General features: G+C 61.4%; 25 protein-coding genes and 3 pseudogenes. 13 read left to right on the top strand and 15 right to left on the bottom strand.

The window, feature by feature from the left end; all coding sequences use genetic code 11:
- Positions 1–21: 21 nt before the first annotated feature.
- The 4 genes from V474_RS23115 to V474_RS23100 all read left to right on the top strand — a co-directional run bounded on the left by V474_RS23115 (position 22) and on the right by V474_RS23100 (position 4,571).
- Positions 22–732, top strand: coding sequence for a polysaccharide biosynthesis/export family protein (locus tag V474_RS23115; RefSeq protein ID WP_059153574.1), 711 nt, complete (start codon positions 22–24; stop codon positions 730–732).
- 100 nt (positions 733–832) lie between these two features.
- A complete protein-coding gene (locus V474_RS23110; RefSeq protein WP_236711412.1) occupies positions 833–2,950 on the top strand; it encodes a GumC family protein in 2,118 nt (705 codons plus the stop codon).
- Positions 2,950–4,194 (top strand): tetratricopeptide repeat protein, encoded by a 1,245-nt coding sequence (locus tag V474_RS23105; RefSeq protein WP_059153572.1) that lies wholly within the window; start codon positions 2,950–2,952, stop codon positions 4,192–4,194. Before V474_RS23110 ends, V474_RS23105 begins: the two co-directional genes overlap by 1 nt.
- Positions 4,191–4,571: a hypothetical protein gene (locus tag V474_RS23100; protein WP_148649534.1), complete on the top strand. Its 381-nt coding sequence runs from the start codon at positions 4,191–4,193 to the stop codon at positions 4,569–4,571. Before V474_RS23105 ends, V474_RS23100 begins: the two co-directional genes overlap by 4 nt.
- A gap of 18 nt (positions 4,572–4,589) precedes the next feature.
- Here V474_RS23100 and V474_RS23095 read toward each other — a convergent pair whose 3' ends face one another.
- Positions 4,590–5,150, bottom strand: a complete 561-nt coding sequence (locus tag V474_RS23095; protein ID WP_059153570.1) for a recombinase family protein — start codon at positions 5,148–5,150, stop codon at positions 4,590–4,592.
- A gap of 392 nt (positions 5,151–5,542) precedes the next feature.
- Between V474_RS23095 and V474_RS23090 the strand changes: the two genes are divergently transcribed.
- The 3 genes and pseudogenes from V474_RS23090 to V474_RS25900 form a co-directional block, all read left to right on the top strand.
- Positions 5,543–5,821 carry a CopG family ribbon-helix-helix protein gene (locus V474_RS23090; protein ID WP_059153569.1) on the top strand — a complete coding sequence of 93 codons (279 nt, stop codon included), beginning with the start codon at positions 5,543–5,545 and terminating at the stop codon, positions 5,819–5,821.
- The gene (locus tag V474_RS23085) at positions 5,809–6,102 is read left to right on the top strand and encodes a type II toxin-antitoxin system RelE/ParE family toxin (RefSeq protein WP_059153568.1); all 294 of its coding nucleotides are present in this window, start codon (positions 5,809–5,811) and stop codon (positions 6,100–6,102) included. The genes V474_RS23090 and V474_RS23085 overlap by 13 nt, the downstream gene beginning before the upstream one ends.
- Before the next feature lie 18 nt (positions 6,103–6,120).
- Positions 6,121–6,216: pseudogene (locus V474_RS25900) on the top strand (histidine phosphatase family protein); the annotation flags it as partial.
- Between the two features lie 14 nt (positions 6,217–6,230).
- Here V474_RS25900 and V474_RS25275 read toward each other — a convergent pair.
- Complete coding sequence (locus V474_RS25275; RefSeq protein ID WP_082635049.1) at positions 6,231–6,512, bottom strand: WGR domain-containing protein; 282 nt, start codon at positions 6,510–6,512, stop codon at positions 6,231–6,233.
- A gap of 110 nt (positions 6,513–6,622) precedes the next feature.
- Between V474_RS25275 and V474_RS26730 the strand changes: the two genes are divergently transcribed.
- Positions 6,623–6,835: a hypothetical protein gene (locus tag V474_RS26730; protein WP_059153567.1), complete on the top strand. Its 213-nt coding sequence runs from the start codon at positions 6,623–6,625 to the stop codon at positions 6,833–6,835.
- Positions 6,836–6,948: 113 nt separating this feature from the next.
- Here V474_RS26730 and V474_RS23075 read toward each other — a convergent pair whose 3' ends face one another.
- Complete coding sequence (locus tag V474_RS23075; protein WP_059153566.1) at positions 6,949–8,322, bottom strand: DUF2384 domain-containing protein; 1,374 nt, start codon at positions 8,320–8,322, stop codon at positions 6,949–6,951.
- On the opposite strand from V474_RS23075, the pseudogene tnpB reads away from it, so the two are divergent.
- Positions 8,224–8,556 (top strand): annotated as a pseudogene (gene tnpB, locus V474_RS27030) (IS66 family insertion sequence element accessory protein TnpB); the annotation flags it as partial. The gene V474_RS23075 and the pseudogene tnpB overlap by 99 nt on opposite strands.
- Here the strand turns inward: tnpB and V474_RS26725 are convergent.
- The 9 genes and pseudogenes from V474_RS26725 to V474_RS23035 all read right to left on the bottom strand — a co-directional run.
- Positions 8,515–8,787: pseudogene (locus V474_RS26725) on the bottom strand (hypothetical protein); the annotation flags it as partial. The pseudogenes tnpB and V474_RS26725 overlap by 42 nt on opposite strands.
- Positions 8,788–8,802: 15 nt before the next feature.
- Positions 8,803–9,765: a tyrosine-type recombinase/integrase gene (locus tag V474_RS23070; RefSeq protein WP_059153565.1), complete on the bottom strand. Its 963-nt coding sequence runs from the start codon at positions 9,763–9,765 to the stop codon at positions 8,803–8,805.
- A complete protein-coding gene (locus V474_RS23065; protein WP_030092871.1) occupies positions 9,762–10,133 on the bottom strand; it encodes a hypothetical protein in 372 nt (123 codons plus the stop codon). Before V474_RS23065 ends, V474_RS23070 begins: the two co-directional genes overlap by 4 nt.
- Positions 10,134–10,166: 33 nt before the next feature.
- Entirely contained in the window at positions 10,167–10,532 is a 366-nt protein-coding gene (locus V474_RS23060; RefSeq protein WP_030092870.1) for a DUF7673 family protein, read from the bottom strand.
- The gene (locus V474_RS23055) at positions 10,529–10,861 is read right to left on the bottom strand and encodes a hypothetical protein (RefSeq protein WP_030092869.1); all 333 of its coding nucleotides are present in this window, start codon (positions 10,859–10,861) and stop codon (positions 10,529–10,531) included. Before V474_RS23055 ends, V474_RS23060 begins: the two co-directional genes overlap by 4 nt.
- Positions 10,862–10,892: 31 nt before the next feature.
- Positions 10,893–11,123: a BrnA antitoxin family protein gene (locus V474_RS23050; protein WP_030092868.1), complete on the bottom strand. Its 231-nt coding sequence runs from the start codon at positions 11,121–11,123 to the stop codon at positions 10,893–10,895.
- 59 nt (positions 11,124–11,182) lie between these two features.
- Positions 11,183–11,383, bottom strand: coding sequence for a BrnT family toxin (locus V474_RS25260; RefSeq protein WP_231746350.1), 201 nt, complete (start codon positions 11,381–11,383; stop codon positions 11,183–11,185).
- Positions 11,384–11,522: 139 nt separating this feature from the next.
- Positions 11,523–12,092 carry a PIN domain-containing protein gene (locus tag V474_RS23040; RefSeq protein WP_059153564.1) on the bottom strand — a complete coding sequence of 190 codons (570 nt, stop codon included), beginning with the start codon at positions 12,090–12,092 and terminating at the stop codon, positions 11,523–11,525.
- Positions 12,089–12,553, bottom strand: coding sequence for a helix-turn-helix domain-containing protein (locus V474_RS23035; RefSeq protein ID WP_030092865.1), 465 nt, complete (start codon positions 12,551–12,553; stop codon positions 12,089–12,091). The genes V474_RS23040 and V474_RS23035 overlap by 4 nt, the downstream gene beginning before the upstream one ends.
- A gap of 376 nt (positions 12,554–12,929) precedes the next feature.
- Between V474_RS23035 and V474_RS23030 the strand changes: the two genes are divergently transcribed.
- Positions 12,930–13,301 carry a PRC-barrel domain-containing protein gene (locus V474_RS23030; RefSeq protein WP_059153563.1) on the top strand — a complete coding sequence of 124 codons (372 nt, stop codon included), beginning with the start codon at positions 12,930–12,932 and terminating at the stop codon, positions 13,299–13,301.
- A gap of 78 nt (positions 13,302–13,379) precedes the next feature.
- Positions 13,380–13,703 (top strand): hypothetical protein, encoded by a 324-nt coding sequence (locus V474_RS23025; RefSeq protein ID WP_148649532.1) that lies wholly within the window; start codon positions 13,380–13,382, stop codon positions 13,701–13,703.
- Positions 13,704–13,778: 75 nt separating this feature from the next.
- On the opposite strand, the gene V474_RS23020 is transcribed toward V474_RS23025, so the two are convergent.
- Together V474_RS23020 and V474_RS23015 are read right to left on the bottom strand one after the other, a co-directional pair.
- Complete coding sequence (locus tag V474_RS23020) at positions 13,779–14,225, bottom strand: globin domain-containing protein (RefSeq protein ID WP_029547632.1); 447 nt, start codon at positions 14,223–14,225, stop codon at positions 13,779–13,781.
- Positions 14,226–14,374: 149 nt separating this feature from the next.
- Complete coding sequence (locus V474_RS23015) at positions 14,375–14,977, bottom strand: sensor histidine kinase (protein ID WP_010337034.1); 603 nt, start codon at positions 14,975–14,977, stop codon at positions 14,375–14,377.
- 141 nt (positions 14,978–15,118) lie between these two features.
- Here V474_RS23015 and V474_RS25890 point away from each other — a divergent pair, with 141 nt between their 5' ends.
- Positions 15,119–15,490, top strand: a complete 372-nt coding sequence (locus V474_RS25890) for a response regulator (RefSeq protein ID WP_169795129.1) — start codon at positions 15,119–15,121, stop codon at positions 15,488–15,490.
- A gap of 324 nt (positions 15,491–15,814) precedes the next feature.
- Here V474_RS25890 and V474_RS23005 read toward each other — a convergent pair whose 3' ends face one another.
- The gene (locus tag V474_RS23005; RefSeq protein WP_059153560.1) at positions 15,815–16,732 is read right to left on the bottom strand and encodes a GGDEF domain-containing protein; all 918 of its coding nucleotides are present in this window, start codon (positions 16,730–16,732) and stop codon (positions 15,815–15,817) included.
- A 414-nt stretch (positions 16,733–17,146) separates the two neighbouring features.
- On the opposite strand from V474_RS23005, the gene V474_RS23000 reads away from it, so the two are divergent.
- Entirely contained in the window at positions 17,147–18,175 is a 1,029-nt protein-coding gene (locus V474_RS23000; RefSeq protein ID WP_059153006.1) for an IS110 family RNA-guided transposase, read from the top strand.
- Positions 18,176–18,441 lie beyond the last annotated feature (266 nt).

Below are 18,441 nucleotides of genomic sequence, written 5' to 3'. Positions count from 1 at the left end.
CAGCGGGAAGATGTGGAGCGCATGCGCAAAATTCTTGTTTCGATCATCATCGCTGCCGGCCTTGCCGGCTGCGCAGGCACGCCGCCCCCACAGTCCAGCGCGCAACTGACCGTTATCCCCGACAGCCAAGGCCTACCCGCGCCTAATCGCAGCGATCTGGCGGCCTCTGACCGGCCCGCGCTGATCGGTCCGCTTGACACGATCAACGTCGATATCTTCAACGTGCCAGAGCTCAGCCGCGAAATGCAGGTGGACGCAAGCGGACGCATTTCCATGCCGCTGATCGGCACCGTCGACGCGCGCAACAAGACCGCCGACGAACTGGCGCAGGCGATCGAAGACGCGTTGCAGGGGCGTTATGTCCGTAACCCGCAAGTAACCGTCAATATCAAAAGCTCGGTCAGTCAGGTCGTGACGGTCGATGGCGAAGTCAAGGAGCCGGGACTTTATCCGGTCACCAACCAGATGACGCTGATGCGCGTCATTGCTTCGGCCAAGGGCCTGTCGGAATTTGCCAAGCAGGAGCAGGTCGTCATCCTGCGCACCGTCGACAATCAAAGGATGGCCGGCCTGTATGACATCGCCGCGATCCGTCAGGGCGCCTATGCCGACCCGGCGGTTTATGCCAATGATGTCGTCATCATCGGGGATTCTCCGCAGCGTCGTCTTTTCCGGGATGTCGTTTCTTTAGCACCTCTCATCGCGGCACCCCTCGTCGCGGTCCTGCGCTGAGGCCTGCAATTATATGACTAATATCGCTTTGAACCCGGGCAACCCGATGGTCCCGGCAGCCCTGTTGCAGGCGCAATCGGAAAATAGCAGCCCACCCATATTGCGCCAATATCTGCGCATCGCCATGCGCTGGCGCTATGTGATCCTCGGCGCGGTTGCGGTCTGTTTCCTGATCGGCTTGATCGCGACCTTGCTGATGACGCCGCAATATACGGCATCCTCGACGATCGAAATTTCGCGCGAGGCGGACAAGGTCACCGATCTTCAGGGGGTCGAGCGCGAGGCTGGTATTGCCGACCAGGAATTCTACCAGACGCAATATGGCCTGCTGGAATCGCGGGCACTTTCCGAGCGCGTCGCAACGCAGCTCAAGCTGACGGAATCCCAGAATTTCTTCGAAATGTTCGGTTTCGAGAGCGATGATCCGGCCTTTGCCCTTGCCAATGGCCGTTACCCCGCATCGGGCCGTGCCACGCGGCAGCGTGTTGCCGGCGAAATATTGCGCGAGCATCTAAGCATCAGCCCCACGCGCATGTCGCGTCTGGTCGAGATCAAATTCACTAGCCCCGATCCGGCCTTTTCAGCCAAGGTCGCCAACACATGGGGCGAAAATTTCATCCAGACCAATCTGGAACGCAAGATCCAGGCGACCTCCTATGGTCGCGATCTTCTCCAGAAACAGTTGGGGCAGTTAAAGCAACGCCTGGATGAATCGCAGCGGCAGCTGGTCAATTACGCCTCTTCCGCCAAGATCATCAATCTGCCCGCGCAATCGGGCAACGGCCAATCCAGTTCGGAGCGTTCGATCGTCGTCGACGATCTGGCCGCGCTCAATGCGTCACTGGCGCAAGCGACAGCGAGCCGCATCGAAGCGCAGGCACGCTATCAGCAAAGCGGGCGGGCGGGTGCATCAGCCGAAGCCTTGAGCAATTCGGCGATCAACAGCCTGCGCCAACGCCGCGCGGAGTTGGCGGCGGAATATCGGCGGCTGATGACGCAGTTCGAGCCGGGCTATCCCGCCGCGCAGGCTATTCAAGCGCAGATTACCCAGCTCGACCGCAGCATCGCCGGCGAGGAAGGCCGCGTGACCTCATCACTTCTCGCCGACTATCGTCGAACAGAAGAGCAGGAAAAAGCACTCCAGGCCAAGGTCGAGCAGCTAAAGGGCGATTATCTCGACCTGCGTCGCCGCAGCATCCAATATAATATCTACCAGCAGGAAGTAGATACCAACCAGGCGCTCTATGACGGCCTGTTGCAACGCTTCAAGGAAATCGGCGTCGCCGGTGGCGTCGGCGTCAACAATATTTCGATAGTTGATCCAGCCCAAGCTCCGAAATTGCCTTCAAGCCCAAAATTGCTGATCAATCTGGCCATTGCCCTTTTGGCGGGTCTTGGGATCGGCGCAGCGCTCGCCTTTGGCCTTGAACAGATCGACGAAGGCATCACCGATCCGGCAGAAGCCAAGCGCGAGCTTGGCCTGCCGCTGCTCGGCTCGATCCCCAAGATCGACGAGGCGCCCAAGGACATCCTGCTCGACCGCAAATCCGACCTGGTCGACGCCTATCTCACGGTGCAGACGAACCTTGCCTTCTCCACCGAGCATGGTGTGCCGCGCTCCTTCTCCGTCACCTCGACGCGGCCGATCGAAGGCAAGTCGACCACCTGTCTTGCGCTCGCGACGACGCTGTCGCGCGGCGGCAAGCGCGTCATCCTCATCGATGGCGACATGCGTAATCCGTCGGTCCATCATCTGGGCGGGGTCAGGCATGATCGGGGCCTCAGCAACTATCTGACCGGCGAAGACAATATCGACGCCCTGACCTTCCCGATGGAGGATCTGGGCTTCACCGCGATGTCGGCAGGGCCGCTGCCGCCCAATGCCGCGGAATTGCTGACCGGCAGCCGCCTCTCGCAGCTGATCGTGCAGCTGCTTGAGACCTACGATCATGTCGTAATCGACTCTCCGCCGGTCATGGGCCTTGCCGACGCACCGCTCATCGCCGCCAAGGTCGAGGGCGTCATCTATGTCGTCGAATCCCATGGCATCCGCACCGGCCTGGTGAAGGAGGCGCTCGGCCGTCTCATCACCGCCAACGTTCGCATCATCGGCTGCGTACTGACCAAGTTCGATGCCAAGAAGGCCCATTATGGCTATGGCTATGGCTATGAATATGGCTATCGCTACGGCCGCAAGGCGGAGCCTGACGCCGCCTGATGAAGGACAGAGGCTCCCGGCAGCGGCGCTCGCCGCTTGAATGGGGCGTGCGCCTCGTTCTGGCCGGAGCGGTCGGCTGGATCGGCTATCTCTCAGTCATGCAATCGGTGGCGCTGGTGCTGCCCGACAGCCGGATCGAGGAGGCTCATGCGCTAGCGCCCCATAATGGGCGCATTGCGGGGCGTCTGTCGCAGACGCTTTATCGCTCCGGCGCAAGCGAAGCCGACCAGGCACGCGCAGTTACCATCGCACGCGACGCGCTACAGCATGATCCGACAGCCGTTGAAGCGGTAGCAACGCTGGCCGCCGACGCATTCGCGCGCGGCGACCAGGCCAAAGGCGAGCGTCTGCTTGCCTATTCGCAAAAACTGTCACGGCGGGACCTGCGCACGCAGTTGATGGCGATCGAGCTGGCCGTGGCGCAGGGCGACATTTCCGGTGCGCTGCGGCATTATGATATCGCGCTTCGTACCAAGAAGAATGCGCCTGAGCTGCTTTTTCCGGTACTGACCTCTGCCCTGCCTGACCCCGCGATCCGCACAGAGCTGGTCAAAACCCTTGGTGGTCAACCCAAGTGGGCGGCCGGGTTCATCCATCATGCCGCACGAAGCGAGGTTGATCCGGCAGCGAGCGCCGCTTTCTTCCGGGCTTTGCAGGCAAGACGCGTTCCCGTGCCCGATGCAGCCGGCGTGGCGGTCATCAACCGGCTGCTGGCGGCCCAACTGTTCGACGATGCCTGGGCTTATTACGCGGCCGCTCATCCCGGCAGCGACCGGCGGCAGTCGCGCGATCCCGCCTTCACGAACACGGTCGAAGCACGCACTGTGCTCGACTGGTCAGCGGTGAACGGCACAGGCGTATCAACAGCGATCCTGCCGGAAGCGCAAAACGGCCTGTTCGACTTTACCGTGTCGATGGGCAATGGCGGCCCTCTGCTGCAACAGCTTCAGATGCTGCCCGCCGGCGATTATGTACTGGAAGGCCATAGTATCGGGATCGAGCAGCCCGCGCGCTCGCGGCCCTATTGGATCGTGCGCTGCCAGACCGGCGGGGAGATCGGCCGGGTCGAACTGCCCAACTCCTCGCAGGCCGGCGGCCGGTTCCAAGGGGCCATCCGCGTGCCCGCCGACTGCCCGGTGCAGATGCTGGCGCTAGTCGCACGCTCGACCGATGACATTGGGGGCGTGTCGGGACAAATCGATCGTATCGCGATCCGCCCCGCGCCAGCAAGGACAGCGCCATGAGACTTCGCATATCCAGCCTCGGCATGGCGGCGGCTTTGCTAACCGTGGCCTCCGCCGCGCAGGCGCAGCAGACGACCCGCCCCGGCCAGATCACCCAATTGCCGATGGGACAAATGGAGCAGCGCCAAACTGACCCGACGCAGGAGATAAACCGCCCCGGCCAGATCGCAGAGTCGGCGGTAGGGCAGGTAGGGCAGCGCCAAACCGCCACGGCCATCGACACCGGGCCGATGGGCCGAGTCAACACCCGAATCCAGAACCGGGTGCAGAACCGGATCCGCAACCGGATCGACCGTTCCTATGACCCGACTGCCAATACCACCTCGCCCTTCGAAGTCGCGGCCGAGCAGACTACGCGCGGCCAATCGGCGCAGTAAAGCCGACCCTTCCCGGGTTTAGGCAACCGCCCGCAAATATTGGTAAAGCGTCTCCCGGCTGATCCCCATATCGCGGGCGATGACGGATTTCCTCTCGCCATCGCCCACCCGCCGCACCAGTTCGGCGACCCTTTCCTCTGACAGCATCTTTTTGCGCCCACGATAGGCGCCGCGCTGCTTGGCGAGCGCGATGCCTTCACGCTGGCGTTCGCGGATCAGGGCGCGCTCGAATTCGGCGAAGGCGCCCATGACCGAGAGCATGAGATTGGCCATCGGAGAATCCTCGCCGGTGAAGGAAAGGCTTTCCTTGACGAATTCGATGCGGATGCCCTGACGGGTCAGCCACTGCACCAGTTTGCGCAGGTCGTCGAGATTACGTGCCAGCCGGTCCATGCTGTGGACGACCAGCGTGTCGCCTTCGCGGATGAAGGAGAGCAGGGCGGCTAGCTGCGGACGGCCGACATCCTTGCCGGAAGCGCGATCGGTGAAGACCCGGTCGAGGGCGATGCCGTCCAGTTGACGGTCGACATTCTGATCAAAGGCGCTGACCCGGACATAGCCGATCTTTTGCCCCTTCATTTTGCCTCCTGATACCTGATCTGTCAGGTTGAGCTTTAGATATTAGTCGTCATATGTCAACAAATTCGAAAGACGGCTCTTATCTGACATATTTTACGGCGGCTGCCTGACGTCCAGATAGGCTATACCCTATATTGACATAAACGAGCCTGAAGGCACTGGCCGCCTTCAATGCCCAAAACCGCTCAAAGGCTCATCGTCAATGATGTGCCGCTTGGCTCGGATATGACTGACCGCTCTCGCTTGCCAGTGGATCGTCACCTTGAGCGAGTCCGCTTGCGAGTTTGGGAAGCGCGAGCAACTAGGGGCGCAGTAACGGCAGAGGATGGACGGCTGAGTGCAGGCAGCATATAGTAGTGCTGGGTAACACCTTTCATTATGGAGGTAGCACGATGGCAACGGCAACATCTATTAAGCTGGACGATGCCCTGAAAGGGCGTGTGCAGCACCTGGCCAACGCGCGCCGGCGCAGCTCGCATTGGATTATGCGCGAAGCTATCGCGCAGTATGTCGAGCGCGAGGAAAAGCGCGAGGCATTCAAACAGGACGCCATTCGGGCATGGGAAAACTATCAGCAGACGGGCTTGCATGTGACGCTTGAGGAAGCCGATGTCTGGTTGGCGAAGCTCGAAGCGGGTGAGGATGCGGAGCCGCCTAAGTGCCACGTCTGATCTGGACGGCCGAAGCACTGGCCGATGTTGACCGGCTCCATCGCTGGTTGAAGACCAAAGACGCCGACGCAGCGAGACGCGCGGTCGCCGCGATCCGGGGAGGGGTTCGGATTCTGGCGGCAACCCCGCACATCGGCCGACCAACTGAAGATATGGAGTCCGAGTATCGGGAAAAGCTGATCGACTTTGGAAACAGCGGCTATGTTGTCCTGTATCACTTCGATGGTGAGACGGTGGCGCTGTTGGCCGTGCGCCACCAAAGGGAGGCGGGTTATCAATAGTCGGCTAAGGGACGCGCTATGAGGGCGATATTCATCCGCCACAGTGAGGCCACCGGCAACGCCGGCATGCCCTGCCACGATCTCGCAACGATCGAACTGACGGAGCGAGGCAATTGAAGAGTTTCTCGTTACGCTCCGCTTCTCTCTACCGGCCGATAGGCAATCCCGATCCGCCTTTCGGCCGTACCACGTCTCCGGAGAATCGCGGCGATATGACGATCAGCTGCGGCACGATCGGCAAAGGCGTGACACTGGGTTTGGCCGGCTGCGCCGATCCGCCCCCAACGGGTTTCGACAATGATCATGCCGAACAGATCAAAACTCGCGCTAATGCTATAACGCCGGCGAATGTTGCGCGTCGGGTCAAGCGCCACCAACTCGATCGGATCAGGGGGGATTGCGCCTTTCATGGCGCAAAGCCTACAAAATCGACCCCGTAAAGTCCGATGACTTTTTTGAATCAGTTGCCGGTCATTGATTCACAAAAGTCTATAGAGTGTCACGATACGCTCGGTCTGCGATGCTTGTTGCCTTCCTTGGTTCAATCCACACCATGCCCATGCGCCACAAGGCTTCCACCATTATCGCCTTGATGCTCGCGATCGGCGATCGGCACGGCACCGTTCTTGTTCAACCCGTCCCGACAGACGATCCCCGTGCGGTGGCGCGCGCGGGCGGTGCGCCCTCTGCCTTGGCAAGGGGCACGGTCGCCCTGAAGTGCAGTCAACGCTGAGCGTTTGCCGGCTTCACCTCAATCGTGCAGCGCACCGCCTTCTTGAGGGCATAGCGTGGAAGGTACGCCAGACAACGCTAAGCGAGAACATATCAAGAATGGCGTGATTGCCGTTACCGCCGGAGGTCGCTGAGCCCCAGCTCTGCCCACATCCATGTGAAGTCATAGGTGCCCATCGGATCGGCAGCGTCGGATTTTGCCGCGCCGTTTTCAATATATTTGAGCCAGTCGGCCACTTTCGTCCGTCCGGCCTTTGTGCGGGCTAGAGCACGCGGAGTCTTGTGGCCGAGGGCAGGAACCGGCTCATCGAGCGTTTTCGTATATTCACGGGTCAGCATGTCGTGAACGATGCGCTCCATTTCGTGTGGCGGTATATCCAGCGTCTCGTCCTGCGGGGCGCGTGCTGCATCATCGGCCATGATCTGGGCCAGTGTCCGAATTTCAGTCATGGGAGCACTGACGGAATCACCGAGCCATTCGCGTATCTGTATAATCGCTTGTTCCGCACGGGCGGCGCTGTTCACCTCGACGATCAGCTTGCGGCCTGTCAGTTCCACATTGGCGAAAACCGGCGTGTCGTCTTCCATCGTTGTGACGAAGGCCTGCTTGCCTTTGCTTGATTGGGACTTCCCGCCCTTTTTGACTGGAGCCAGCCAGTTCCAGAAACTGTCGCTGGCAGGCTCAAGCCAGGGGGCTGCGTCCAGCCTTCTGGCCACGCTCTTGCCGATCACGCCCTTTGCCAGAGGGAAAATGATTCGGTGGAATACGAGATCATCGCCGTCCGCGTTGATCATATCCGGAGTGCTGCCGGGCATCGCCTTGCCCAGGCAATCGAGCAGCCACATATTCGTGAACATCGGTCCCGATGCCCGCAGGAGAGCGTCCCGGTCGAGGGGGGGCAATCCGGCAGTGTCCTGAACATCGTCGGAAAGTCGGGAAAATGCGTCGATTACGCGTGCGGCACCTTCAGCACTGAACGGCAGCAGCGCTCCGGAAATGCCGTGGCGACCGTTCACGTCAACAATCCTTGCGGCGATCTTGTCCCAGTTGACGAGGGTCTGGGTTGCACCGTGTTCCCGCACCGTCACCGGGGCAACGTCGCGCAGCAGATCGCGCAAGGTCATCGACTGGCCGGGCAGAACCTCGCTCACCTCATAGAGCGACATGACCGTATCGCGCAGTGCGCGCATATAGGCCTTGTTCGGCGCCTTTTCGTTCCAGCCCCGCCGCTTGAGATAGTCATCGACCAGATTGCCACCGTCCGGTTCCAGTTCCTGCGTGAGCAGATCTTCAAAGGCGCAGCCCCATAGCGACCCTTGCCAGTGATCGCCGATGATTTCGAATATGGCGTCGGGCTCCAGTCCCGTTGCCTCGCACGCCGGTTCCAGATGTGCGGACAGCATTTCGGCCATCGCTTCATCCCAGGGCTCACGATCCACATATTTCATCAGGCCCGAAAGATCATGGGCAGATTTTGGTCTGGACATTCAGACAGGCCTTTCCACGCCGAGGCGGCGCATTTCTCTATAGATGGTCGATCAGCCGATGCCGAGCTGCTTTGCCGCCTCTGTTGGCGAGATGCTTGCCTCGACCAGCTTGATTCATTCTCGGGGGCGGTTTTCCTGTTCTGCGGGAAAAGGGGCGACAGGTTGAAGGCCCTAGTCTGGGACGGGTCTGGGCTATGCGTGTATGCGAAGCGTCTCGAGCGCAGAAAGTTCATGTGGCCCCGTGCTCATGAGGTCGCGCTCCGCCTGTCGGCAGCCCAGATGACGATGCTCACCATAGCCGATGAAAGACTGCCCAAAGAGATAAAAATCGGGTCCCCCGCCCAACAATCGTGGCAGCGGATAGAACAGATCGGCGTTCAAGCTCCCCTTTCCGCTGTTGAAATTGAAGCGGGAGAAGGTCGAGAGGCGCAGCCCGTCATCCTTGCCGACTTCCAGGAAAAACCCTCGAATTTCGAGACGCTAGATCAGCACGCGCTCCACTTCGTCCAGCGTCACGTCATCGGGCCGGCGATCGTAGAGCTGAGTGGTGCGCGTCGAGCTATGGTTCGCCATCGTCGCGGCCGTCTCCAAGGTGCCACCGTTCTTCAAATAGGTGGTGATCCCGGTCGCGCGGAAACTGTGATTGCCGATCGCCGTGCCGATCCCGGCCGCCGCCGCGCGCCGGCGCACCATCGCGAACGCATTGGGCTGGGGCAGGGGGGTATCGCTTAGTCGCTTGGTCTTGCGTCCGATCGTGCGGAACAACGGCCCCTTGCGATCGTCGCTCAGCGCGCAGCCGTCGAGATATTCGGCCAGGTAATGCTCAAGATTGTGGTGGCAGGGCATCTCATGGCGCTTGCCGCCCTTTTCGTGCAGCCGGACCCATAGGCGGCGGTTCTGCACGAACACGTCCTCCACCCGCATCGCCAGCGCCGCGCCGACCCGCGCGAACGAATAGACCATCAACCCGATCAGCGCCCGATCGCGCAGGCCGGCATGGGTGGTCACGTCGATCCTGTCGAGCAACGCCCGCGCCTCGTCGGGGGCCAGCACCGGCGTCTTGCCGCGCCGCTGGCTATGCGCCGGCCCACGCACCGACGCGGCGGGGTTCACTGGCACGACATGGCCCGTCACCAGCCAATCGAACAGATGCTTCACGCCGGCGAGTTGCTGCTTGACGCTGGGCGCGGCCAGCTCGCGCCCCAGCGCCTCGATCCAGGCCGCGACGTGGAGCGGCTGCACGCCGGCAAGGGAGGCGACGCCGCGCGCCTCACACCAGGCCAGGAAGTCGCCCGCCGCGCGCGCATAGGCGCGGCGTGTGTGCGGGTTGCGGATGGTGACGGCAAAGAACTCAAGGAAGCGCAGCCGCGTTGCGTCGTCGGCCGCCGCAATCAGTGCCGGCAGCGCCAGCGTGGGCGAGGGCAGGAGGGCGAGCTGGTTCATCGTGCAATCTTCTCCCAGCGCGCCGGTTCGGGACACGGCTGCGCCAGCTCCCGGCGCAGCTCGTCAAACACCTCGTCGGCGGGGCGGACCGATTCCAGTTCGGCCGCCGATGCGTCCAGCACCCGGCCTAGCAACTCGTCGCGTAGGTCGCGGTACGGCTCCAATTCACGAAAGTTCTGGACGATCGCGAACACCGCCTCGGATGGATCAACGAACATGCCGCGCTCGACCCGCTCCAACAGCCAATCGGCCTGATCGCCGGTCAGATACGCCTCGAAGCGTAGCCCGCCCGCACGGGCCTGCTCGCGCAGCGCCTTGGCCTGGTCGCGCTCGGCGTAGTTGTCAGCGAAAGCCTCGTCGTCGTCCATATCGCTTCCTTCGGCGGTGGATCTCGGGATCGTTTAAACGGCCTCGCCTGGGTCGCCGCGATAGCGCACCCAAAGGCCGCCCATCGCGTCGCGGTAGCCCCATGCGTCGGCGTAGGTCGTCGGCTCCTGCGCCAGCCAGGCCATGATCGTCAGCATATCCTCGGCAATGACGGCATCGAGGTTGCACAGGTGCAGGATCGGGAAATGGCCGCACTCGTCGCCGTTCCACCAGGCCAGGAGGAAATCGGCCACCTTGCGCGATGCGCCGGTCTCGGCCGCGCGCGTGGCGGGCAGAGCGACGGGCAGCAAACGGCCGATTGCCGCGCCGACTTCATCGAAGCTGACGGCGCGAATGACAGGCCGGCGCTGCGGGGGTGCCGTGTGGGCGATCCCGCTCATGCGCGCGCGCTCCCCTCGCGGCGCGGTCGTCCACCCCGGACATGCGCGCCAGGATCAATGATCGTCTCGGCATGGCGGCTGAGATTTTCGACCGCGCCGGCCATGCCGAATATCTCGACCCGCCCGCCCTTGTTGTAGATGCGCCCCGCTATGGTGCCGTGGAGGATGGCGCGTGCCTTCGGCTCGATCGTCAAGTCGCCCATGATCGTGCCGTGCAGGATGAACCGCACGCCGCCCTGCAGGGTCGCGTTGCCGGTGATGGTGCCATAGAGCGCCATGTCCTCGCCAATCGCGAACGGACCCTCAATGCTGTCGTGAACCGCGCGCATTATGAAGCCGCCTCAAGATCAGTCAGACGAATCAAAGCTGCCCCGTTGCAACGAGTTGACCCAGCAGGGCATTGACACGGGTCTGCCATCCGGGGCCGCTGCCGCGCAGATGCTCCACCGTCTTTGCATCCAGTCGGATTTTCACCTCCACCTTCGGCGCTTCCGACTTCGGCCGCCCGCGCCGGGAAGGCTTCATCCCGGCCATGAACGCCGCATCCATCGGCGGATTGTCATCGTGAACCTTCGGATCAAACTTGGCCATGATAGAACCTCACTTCGTGCTTCTCTGCTGGGCGTAGGCTGATGGCGCGCACCGCATCGTCATGAGAGCCTTCGGTGAAAAAGCACATGCAGGCGATCACCGATCAGGCCCATGCCGACGAAACGAACCTCTCCATAATCGAAGCGATCATCTTCGCGCTCAAACGCCGTATCCCAATCGAAATCTTCCGCAGCTCGCAAGGATACGCCGTGCTTGGCGATATTGGCTTCATCCTTGGCCGGGTCGAACTCGATTTCCATAGCAAATAGCGTACACCCATTAAATCGAGGAAGCAATGATTTTCGGGTGCACAAAAATTATGTTGAGTGCCACGCTATTTGGCCACATGATGCCATGATAAATGGCCAAGATGGGTGGTTGCCGGCAGCTCCGGGCCTTTCAGAGAAGGTTTGAAAATGGCGCCAACTCGGCGACGGTGCCGACCAGGCTTTGCCGGGTCAGGATCGCGAGATATTCCTCGACCGTATAGGGCGGCGCGGTAAGACGGGCGCGCACCTTTGCAACGGCGCTGCAAAAGACGCCGGGTGCGAGGTGTAAATGGCTGGTCAGAAATTCGTCGGGATGCTGCGCCTCGATGCCATAGGACGCGAGGGACGAAGCGGGAAAATGCTTGAGGTTCTGCGTCACGATCACGTCGCAGCGCCCGACGATCGCGGCGGCCAGCACATGCCGGTCGCCGCGATCGGGCAAATCAAGAGATGGAATCAGCGTGTCATAGCCCGTCACAAGGGCGTCGCGCATCGCCCTGTCCATGCGGTCGCGCGTGCGTTCCAGCGCGGCTCGGTCGCGGTGCGGTTCGTTGCGTACCAGCGCCTCGATCCACTCGCGATGAATGTCCGCGCTCCATTTGGCCTTGAACAGATCGGTAACGGCAATCTGCATCAGCAGATCGCGCATGGAGGCGGGATAGAGGACGTTAGCGTCCAGCAGCGCCGTATAATGGCTCATGCGTGACGATAGCCCATGTCCTGTTCCTGGGCCTCTCGGGCCAGTTCATCCAGCACGGTTTCCCGGTCGCGGTCGTCACGGGCCTTATAGGCCATCAAATCTTCCATGCGGATACGGCGGTGCGTGCCGACCTTGCGATGCGGGATCACGCCGGTATCGAGCAGGTTGATGAGGAAAGTGCGCGAGACATTGAGCATGTCGGCCGCCTGCACGGTGGTCAGCTCCGCATCCTCGGGAATGATCGTCACACCGCGACCGGCGGCCATCGCGTCGAGAATATCCATGAGCAGCGACACCGCGCCGGCGGGCAGCTCTATGGGCTTCTCCTGTTCGGCGTCGCGCACGCGCAAGGTCAGCGGGCGTTTCTGGCGGGCATAGCCGGCAAGCACTTGGCCCGACAGGCGCGCTATGGCGGCATCCTGCGGTGTCGGCGGCATCTGGCGATGGGCGAGCATGTTCATGGTGGACTCCTTCTCCCTTGAAGTAGGGCATAAACGCCGCAAACGCAATAAATGACATAAGTGACAATATCTAGCCGCCAAGATTCACGGCCTGTTCTATGTATGATAAAGGACATTATCATACATAGAACGGCATGTGAATCACGCTTCAGCCAGCGTCAGATTATTGCATCGGAAAGAGGTGCGGATTTGCGCGATCTCGGCCACGAGCCGAAACTTTTGATTTTCGGATCAGAACGCTCGCTAGTCGTCTATGGGCATGCCGCCAAATTGAAGGCGCTGGCCCGCTTTATCGTTCTGCGCCACCCATTGCTCGATTTCATCGGAAACCCATCAGGGCTGTGTCGTTCTCCTTTAACGAAAGGAGACTCCAGAAATGGCAGACACCAACATCGCTACCGATGAAACCAATCGCCTGATCGCCTCCAACAAGGTTGAAGGTACGGCTGTTTACGACCGTAATGGCAATCGACTCGGCTCGGTTTACAACTTCATGGTCGATAAGCGCGCGGGTCGTGTCGAATATGCGGTCATGTCCTTCGGCGGATTCCTCGGCATCGGCGAGGAATATCATCCGCTGCCTTGGGACCAGCTCACCTATGACACGGACCAGGGCGGCTATGTCGTCGATCTAACAAAAGAACGGCTCGAAGGCGCGCCGCGCTATCGAGCGGGCGAAGAACCTGCTTTCGATCGCACCTATGGCGAGCAGGTCTATGGCTATTACGGCTCGACCTATCCTTTCTGAGACGGGGGACGACGGGAACATCCCGTCGTCCTTCACTTTCGTGATTATGAACGATGATGACGATCCCTCCGGGGTGCCGTGTCCGATTCCCCACATCAGGAAGCGTTGAAAACCTTGGGAGACGCCCTCAAAGCGGGGCCGAAGGCTCTCGCCCGTAGCACTGGTATCGCAGCCCGGACGAACTTTGTGGATCGCCTCACGACGCTGGCGCACCGACTTGATGTTGGTGGTCATGGCGGGGCGAATGAGGTTTATGAGGCAGCCTCGATCATCGCAAGGATGCAGCGAAACCAGAAACATGTAGATCGCGATGGTTGGTCAGTCGCCGACCATGAGGCCATTGCCGGCCTGAAAGGCATCGAGACCAAGCTTCTCAAACTGGCAAATGACGTCGAACAATGAGCATCTTGGCTACCGCAGCCACGATTCTAGGATCGGCTTCTCACATCCTTTGGGAGGAGCGGCCTGCTGCGGCGATCATGCCGCCTTGGTCTGGTAGAGCTGCGCCTCACGGTTGATAAGGATATCGGCTAGAAACCAATAGGCCTCGCCCCATGCCGTCAATATTTCCTCGGTCGCGGCTTCGCCGAGAATATCGCGGATGGCGGGGAGCAGCGCGTTCGCCACGGTGGGGTAATGCTCGGGCTTGATGTGTGTTTCGACATGACGCGCGGCGATCCGCTCGATCGCCGGTTTCAGCGCGTCGAGCTTATCGACATTCTGCGCGAAGGCGAGGATCGCCGCCGCGAGCCGCTTGGGCTGCGCGCCGGATTCGTGCGCGGCCATGTCGAACAACGCCTTGATCTCCGGATCGACGAACAGGCGCTGGTACATGCGCGTGGTGATCTCCACGCCATGCTGCTGGAGCGCAGGCGCCGTAGCTTTCACCAAAGCCATTGTTTCGGGGGAGAGCGGTTTGGACATACAGACGTGCTCCGGATTTCAGACCCTGACAAAAGAGACGATCAAAGTGACGGGAGGGATCCAGTCGGACAAGGAGCGTGGGCCGAAGAGACAGGCATGCGCGATGAACCCAAGGCTTAGCGGCGGGGATGACCCGTATCCGGATTCGATCATAGCTCGACCGCGGCCAGAGGGGCGAGCAAGGTCCACACGACGCCCGAGACGGGAAATTCCAACTCGGCACGGCCGCGCAAGCTGCGGCTTGCGGCCGTGCATATCAGCCGCGATCCAAAGCCCCGCCGCTCGGGCCTGACGACTGGCGGGCCGCCATGTTCGGCCCATTGCATCCAAAGCTCGGCCTCGATGCCCGATCCCAGCACTTTCCACGTCAGCTCGATAGTGCCTGTTTCGTTGGACAGCGCACCATATTTGATCGCGTTCGTCGCCAGCTCGTGAAAGGCGAGGGTCAACGTCATCGCCGCCTTGGGGCCGATCGTGACCGTGGGGCCATCAAGGCGAAGCCGCTCCGCGTAGAGGGTGAAGTGCGCCAGTGCATTCTCGGCCAGCGCCGGGAGGGGCGCGGTCTCCCAATTATGGGATAGAAGCTGCTCGGTCGCGCTACCCAGCGCCGCCAATCGCTCGTCAATGGTCGATCGGGCGTCTTCGATCGAATCGGCCGCCTGCAAGCTCTGGCTGACAAGAGAACGAACGATAGTGAGAATGTTCCTGAACCGATGCTCAAGCTCACGAATCCGGGTTTCAGTATCGACCATAACTCTACGCGCCCCCTACCCGGCTATTTAGATCAATCGATCGCCCAAGACGAACATTTTGCATGTCCGCGTGGAGCGCAGAGCCAGACGGCGCGTTGCTGCGCTGGTCGGTGGAACGGCTGCGTAAATGCTTGGTGCGACATGACTACACGAGACGGGATCAGCGGCCTTCGTGTGCTGGTTGTTGAAGATGATTACTGGGTCGCGGCCACGCTGGTTGAGATAATATCCGACGCCGGCGCAGAAGTCGTCGGCCCTGTCGATTGCGTGCGGGACGCCCTCTCGGCGCTGGACTCGTCGCCTCATGTTGCCAGCCTCGATGTGCAACTTGGCTCCGAAACCTCATTCCCGATCGCGGACGAACTGAATCGGCGCGGCGTGCCCTTCATCTTCGCCACGGGCGCGACCAGCATGATCCCGGCTGTCCACGCCTCACGCCCGATCTGCCACAAGCCCGCGTCGCGCGAGCTTGTGGTCGGGGCGCTCTGCCGCGCGCTCGATGCTGGCTGCTAGGCCTGCGCGCCTCGGATTGCGGGGATAGAGGGGCTCCTATTCCCGCTTTCGGCAGCAAGCATCGGATGGCTGCATTGTCATTCCCCAGGAGGGAACAGCCGCGCCTCAAGGACACGGCTTCGGCCCGTTGCTGCTCGGGGGACTTGTCCTCGGCCGCGTCAAGCGCCGCTTGAAGGTGCACGGCGACATTGCCGCGCTCGTCGGCCTTGTCGAGCGATGCCATCGCCCTCTTCATGAGGCTGATCGCAGTCGCGATCTCCTGTGCCCGCTCGTCCATGCGGCTCCGCCCATCGCTCTGATGAGCCCTCTCCGGCTGCTTGCTCGTCATGTGGCCTCCATTACCCGGAGCCTGGACGTAACAGGGGTATCCCGGCCTCGCTCGGTCGTTGCGCGGCCGATCTCCACGGCGTTCTTCCCGGCGCGCTTGACCGCATACATGAGCTGATCGACCGCGTGCATCAACGAGGGTTCGTCGCGCGGGGTATGGGGCTGAATCAGCAGCGCGCCCATGCTGCACGTCACCGGATGAGGCGTGCCGGCCAGAACCGACGACAGGCGCTTGTGAAGCGATCGAGCGAAATATACCCCTTCCTCGGCCGAATGGACGGGAAGCAAGAAGGCGAACTCGTCGCCGCCAATCCGGCCGAAATCATCCTCGCGCCGGATGATCTTCCGTGCGCCCTGCGCGAAGGCGCGCAGCACCTCGTCGCCGGCAACATGGCCGTGGCGGTTGTTGATGCCCTTGAAGTCGTCGAGATCAAGGATTGCGAGCAGGAAGGATTGCCGGGCAGGCACTGCTTGACCGAGACGATGGATCACGCGCTCCCGGAATGTCTCCTTGTTGAGCGCATCGGTCATGCGGTCGCGCGCCGCCAGGTGACGCTCCCGATCGAAGGACCGGCGGAAGCTGAGAACAATGGCGGCGACGATAACATAGGTGACGGCACGCACGGCCATCCTTGCCCCTAGCAGGGCGGGAGAGAGCCTGGGCAGCTCGGCGACATGCGGCACGACGGCGAGGACCGCCGCAACGATTGCCACCAGATAGCCCGCGCGGCTTCCCAGCGCCCAGCAGGCGGCGCAGACGATCGGGATATAGAGCGGCGCGAGACCTATCCGGGGAAAATGTGCGTTCGCCAGCGCCAGCGCCGTGACGCTGAGGAGGATCGCGAACCAGGCGCGTTCGCGCGGCAGGGAGTGAAGACGATCGGCGAGGCGGCCGACAGGCAGATGACTATTCACGCATGTCCTACTCGGTCAAAAGGTTCTCCAAGCTCATTGTCGCGCCAAGTGTTCCGGACAGCCGGCGGCACGCCCCTTATTTGAGACGTGCCGGCCCTGGAACCGGGTGTTCGAAACCTGAGACATAGTTCAGGCGCGGCCGCCTTTGGGCCGGGTGGCCTTGGACATACGCGTCCGCCACCCGGTCGATAAGCTCGACCGGCTCTATGTCATGAAGGTTTCGACGCCTCCGCCCACGTCTCCGTGAGCGCCGCCACGCTAACGGCAAACTGTTAAGAAAAGCAACAAGCCGACAGGCTCACCGGGGATCAGCCGATCTTCACGCCCCGCCAGTCGCGCTTTTATGGAATGGCCCGCCCCAACTCTCCCGACATCGGTTACAATGCCGGTGCTTGAATAGAGGAGGAACGAGCCATGACTATTGTGATGATCGGAATCGATTTAGGCAAGAACAGCTGCAGCCTTGCCGGACTGGATGAGAGCGGCGCGGTGGTTTTGCGGCGTCGGATGCAGCCGGCGACGATTGTAAGTTTTGCGGCAAAGCAACCCCATTGTACGATCGCGATGGAGGCATGCTGCGGAGCGCACTATCTCGGCCGGCTGCTGTCGTCTCAGGGCCACACGGTCAAGCTGATGGCGCCGGAGTATGTGCGCCCCTACGTGAAAGCGCAGAAAAATGACGATCGAGACGCTGAAGCGATAGCGGAAGCGGCGACGCGTCCGACGATGCGCTTTGTCGACCTCAAGACGCAGGAGCAGCTTGATATTCAATCGCTGCACCGGGTGCGCTCCCGTCTCGTGGGCGCTCGCACAAGCCTGATCAACCAGCTCCGGGCTGTGCTGCTCGAACGGGGCATGACTGCGCCTCAAGGGCGACGCAAGTTCGAACAGGCTATTGAAGGGCTGCTCAACGATCCTGAGCGTTTGCCCGAAGGACGTGTGCGGCAGCTCGTGGTCGACATGCGCGAAGAATGGTTAGGTCTGGACGCCCGGATAGGCAATCTCGACACAGAGTTTGTTGCACTTGCTCGTGCCGACGAAACTGCGCGACGACTGACCTCGATCCCGGGGATTGGCGCGCTTAACGCGACGGCGCTACTGGCCGCGGCCGGAAACGCCGAAGGCTTCGACCACGCGAGAGATTTTGGCGCCTGGCTAGGTCTGGTGCCCAGGCAGCACACCACCGGTGGCAGACCCAGGTTGCTTGGTATCAGCAAGCGTGGGAACACGTATTTGCGGACGCTATTGATCCACGGCGCGAGAGCCGCGCTGCCCACTCTGGAGAAAACCGACTCAGCATTGGGGCAATGGTTACGTGATCTGCTCGCAAGGCGACATCGCAACGCGGTCGTTGTGGCGCTGGCCAACAAAATGGCTCGGATCGTCTGGGCGCTGATCAGGCACAAGGCCGTGTTTTCTCTTAAACCGGCGATAGTCGCTTGATGCAATCGATCACCGGCAGACGACCTGTTTGGTGATCCACGGAATGTCTGCGGGAGGAATTTTGAAGATGGCCTGACGGTTCACCGACGTCCCAACAGCCTGACCAAAAAAATGGCACTTGATGCCGTGACTTTTATGAGGCCAGGGACGTGCGGCTCTCCATCTTGGCAACGGCCCAGCCGTTATGCCGTATACGTTGATGCAGACCAGTCAGTTGCCAGTCGAATAAAAACTCTTGCGGACGGGGCGGGCCATACGTTTTTTGG

It is taken from the genome of Novosphingobium barchaimii LL02 (genome assembly GCF_001046635.1).
In the GTDB taxonomy this organism is placed as follows: Bacteria; Pseudomonadota; Alphaproteobacteria; order Sphingomonadales; family Sphingomonadaceae; genus Novosphingobium; species Novosphingobium barchaimii.
The sequence above is the reverse complement of the archived record's forward strand: the minus strand, read 5'-3'. Positions and strand labels throughout refer to the sequence as shown.

What these genes read in the sequence shown, in the direction of transcription:
- V474_RS23055 (WP_030092869.1), bottom strand. Translation starts at nt 10,861, where the DNA reads ATGCGCGCGGTTCACGACAGCATTGAGGGTCCGTTCGCGATTGGCGAG.
- V474_RS23070 (WP_059153565.1), bottom strand. Translation starts at nt 9,765, where the DNA reads ATGAACCAGCTCGCCCTCCTGCCCTCGCCCACGCTGGCGCTGCCGGCA.
- V474_RS23060 (WP_030092870.1), bottom strand. Translation starts at nt 10,532, where the DNA reads ATGAGCGGGATCGCCCACACGGCACCCCCGCAGCGCCGGCCTGTCATT.
- V474_RS23020 (WP_029547632.1), bottom strand. Translation starts at nt 14,225, where the DNA reads ATGTCCAAACCGCTCTCCCCCGAAACAATGGCTTTGGTGAAAGCTACG.
- V474_RS23105 (WP_059153572.1), top strand. Translation starts at nt 2,950, where the DNA reads ATGAAGGACAGAGGCTCCCGGCAGCGGCGCTCGCCGCTTGAATGGGGC.
- V474_RS23090 (WP_059153569.1), top strand. Translation starts at nt 5,543, where the DNA reads ATGGCAACGGCAACATCTATTAAGCTGGACGATGCCCTGAAAGGGCGT.
- V474_RS25890 (WP_169795129.1), top strand. Translation starts at nt 15,119, where the DNA reads ATGACTACACGAGACGGGATCAGCGGCCTTCGTGTGCTGGTTGTTGAA.
- V474_RS23095 (WP_059153570.1), bottom strand. Translation starts at nt 5,150, where the DNA reads ATGAAGGGGCAAAAGATCGGCTATGTCCGGGTCAGCGCCTTTGATCAG.
- V474_RS23000 (WP_059153006.1), top strand. Translation starts at nt 17,147, where the DNA reads ATGACTATTGTGATGATCGGAATCGATTTAGGCAAGAACAGCTGCAGC.
- V474_RS23040 (WP_059153564.1), bottom strand. Translation starts at nt 12,092, where the DNA reads ATGAGCCATTATACGGCGCTGCTGGACGCTAACGTCCTCTATCCCGCC.
- V474_RS23075 (WP_059153566.1), bottom strand. Translation starts at nt 8,322, where the DNA reads ATGTCCAGACCAAAATCTGCCCATGATCTTTCGGGCCTGATGAAATAT.
- V474_RS23065 (WP_030092871.1), bottom strand. Translation starts at nt 10,133, where the DNA reads ATGGACGACGACGAGGCTTTCGCTGACAACTACGCCGAGCGCGACCAG.
- V474_RS26730 (WP_059153567.1), top strand. Translation starts at nt 6,623, where the DNA reads ATGCTTGTTGCCTTCCTTGGTTCAATCCACACCATGCCCATGCGCCAC.
- V474_RS23100 (WP_148649534.1), top strand. Translation starts at nt 4,191, where the DNA reads ATGAGACTTCGCATATCCAGCCTCGGCATGGCGGCGGCTTTGCTAACC.
- V474_RS23115 (WP_059153574.1), top strand. Translation starts at nt 22, where the DNA reads ATGCGCAAAATTCTTGTTTCGATCATCATCGCTGCCGGCCTTGCCGGC.
- V474_RS23050 (WP_030092868.1), bottom strand. Translation starts at nt 11,123, where the DNA reads ATGGCCAAGTTTGATCCGAAGGTTCACGATGACAATCCGCCGATGGAT.
- V474_RS25260 (WP_231746350.1), bottom strand. Translation starts at nt 11,383, where the DNA reads ATGGAAATCGAGTTCGACCCGGCCAAGGATGAAGCCAATATCGCCAAG.
- V474_RS23035 (WP_030092865.1), bottom strand. Translation starts at nt 12,553, where the DNA reads ATGAACATGCTCGCCCATCGCCAGATGCCGCCGACACCGCAGGATGCC.
- V474_RS25275 (WP_082635049.1), bottom strand. Translation starts at nt 6,512, where the DNA reads ATGAAAGGCGCAATCCCCCCTGATCCGATCGAGTTGGTGGCGCTTGAC.
- V474_RS23030 (WP_059153563.1), top strand. Translation starts at nt 12,930, where the DNA reads ATGGCAGACACCAACATCGCTACCGATGAAACCAATCGCCTGATCGCC.
- V474_RS23015 (WP_010337034.1), bottom strand. Translation starts at nt 14,977, where the DNA reads ATGGTCGATACTGAAACCCGGATTCGTGAGCTTGAGCATCGGTTCAGG.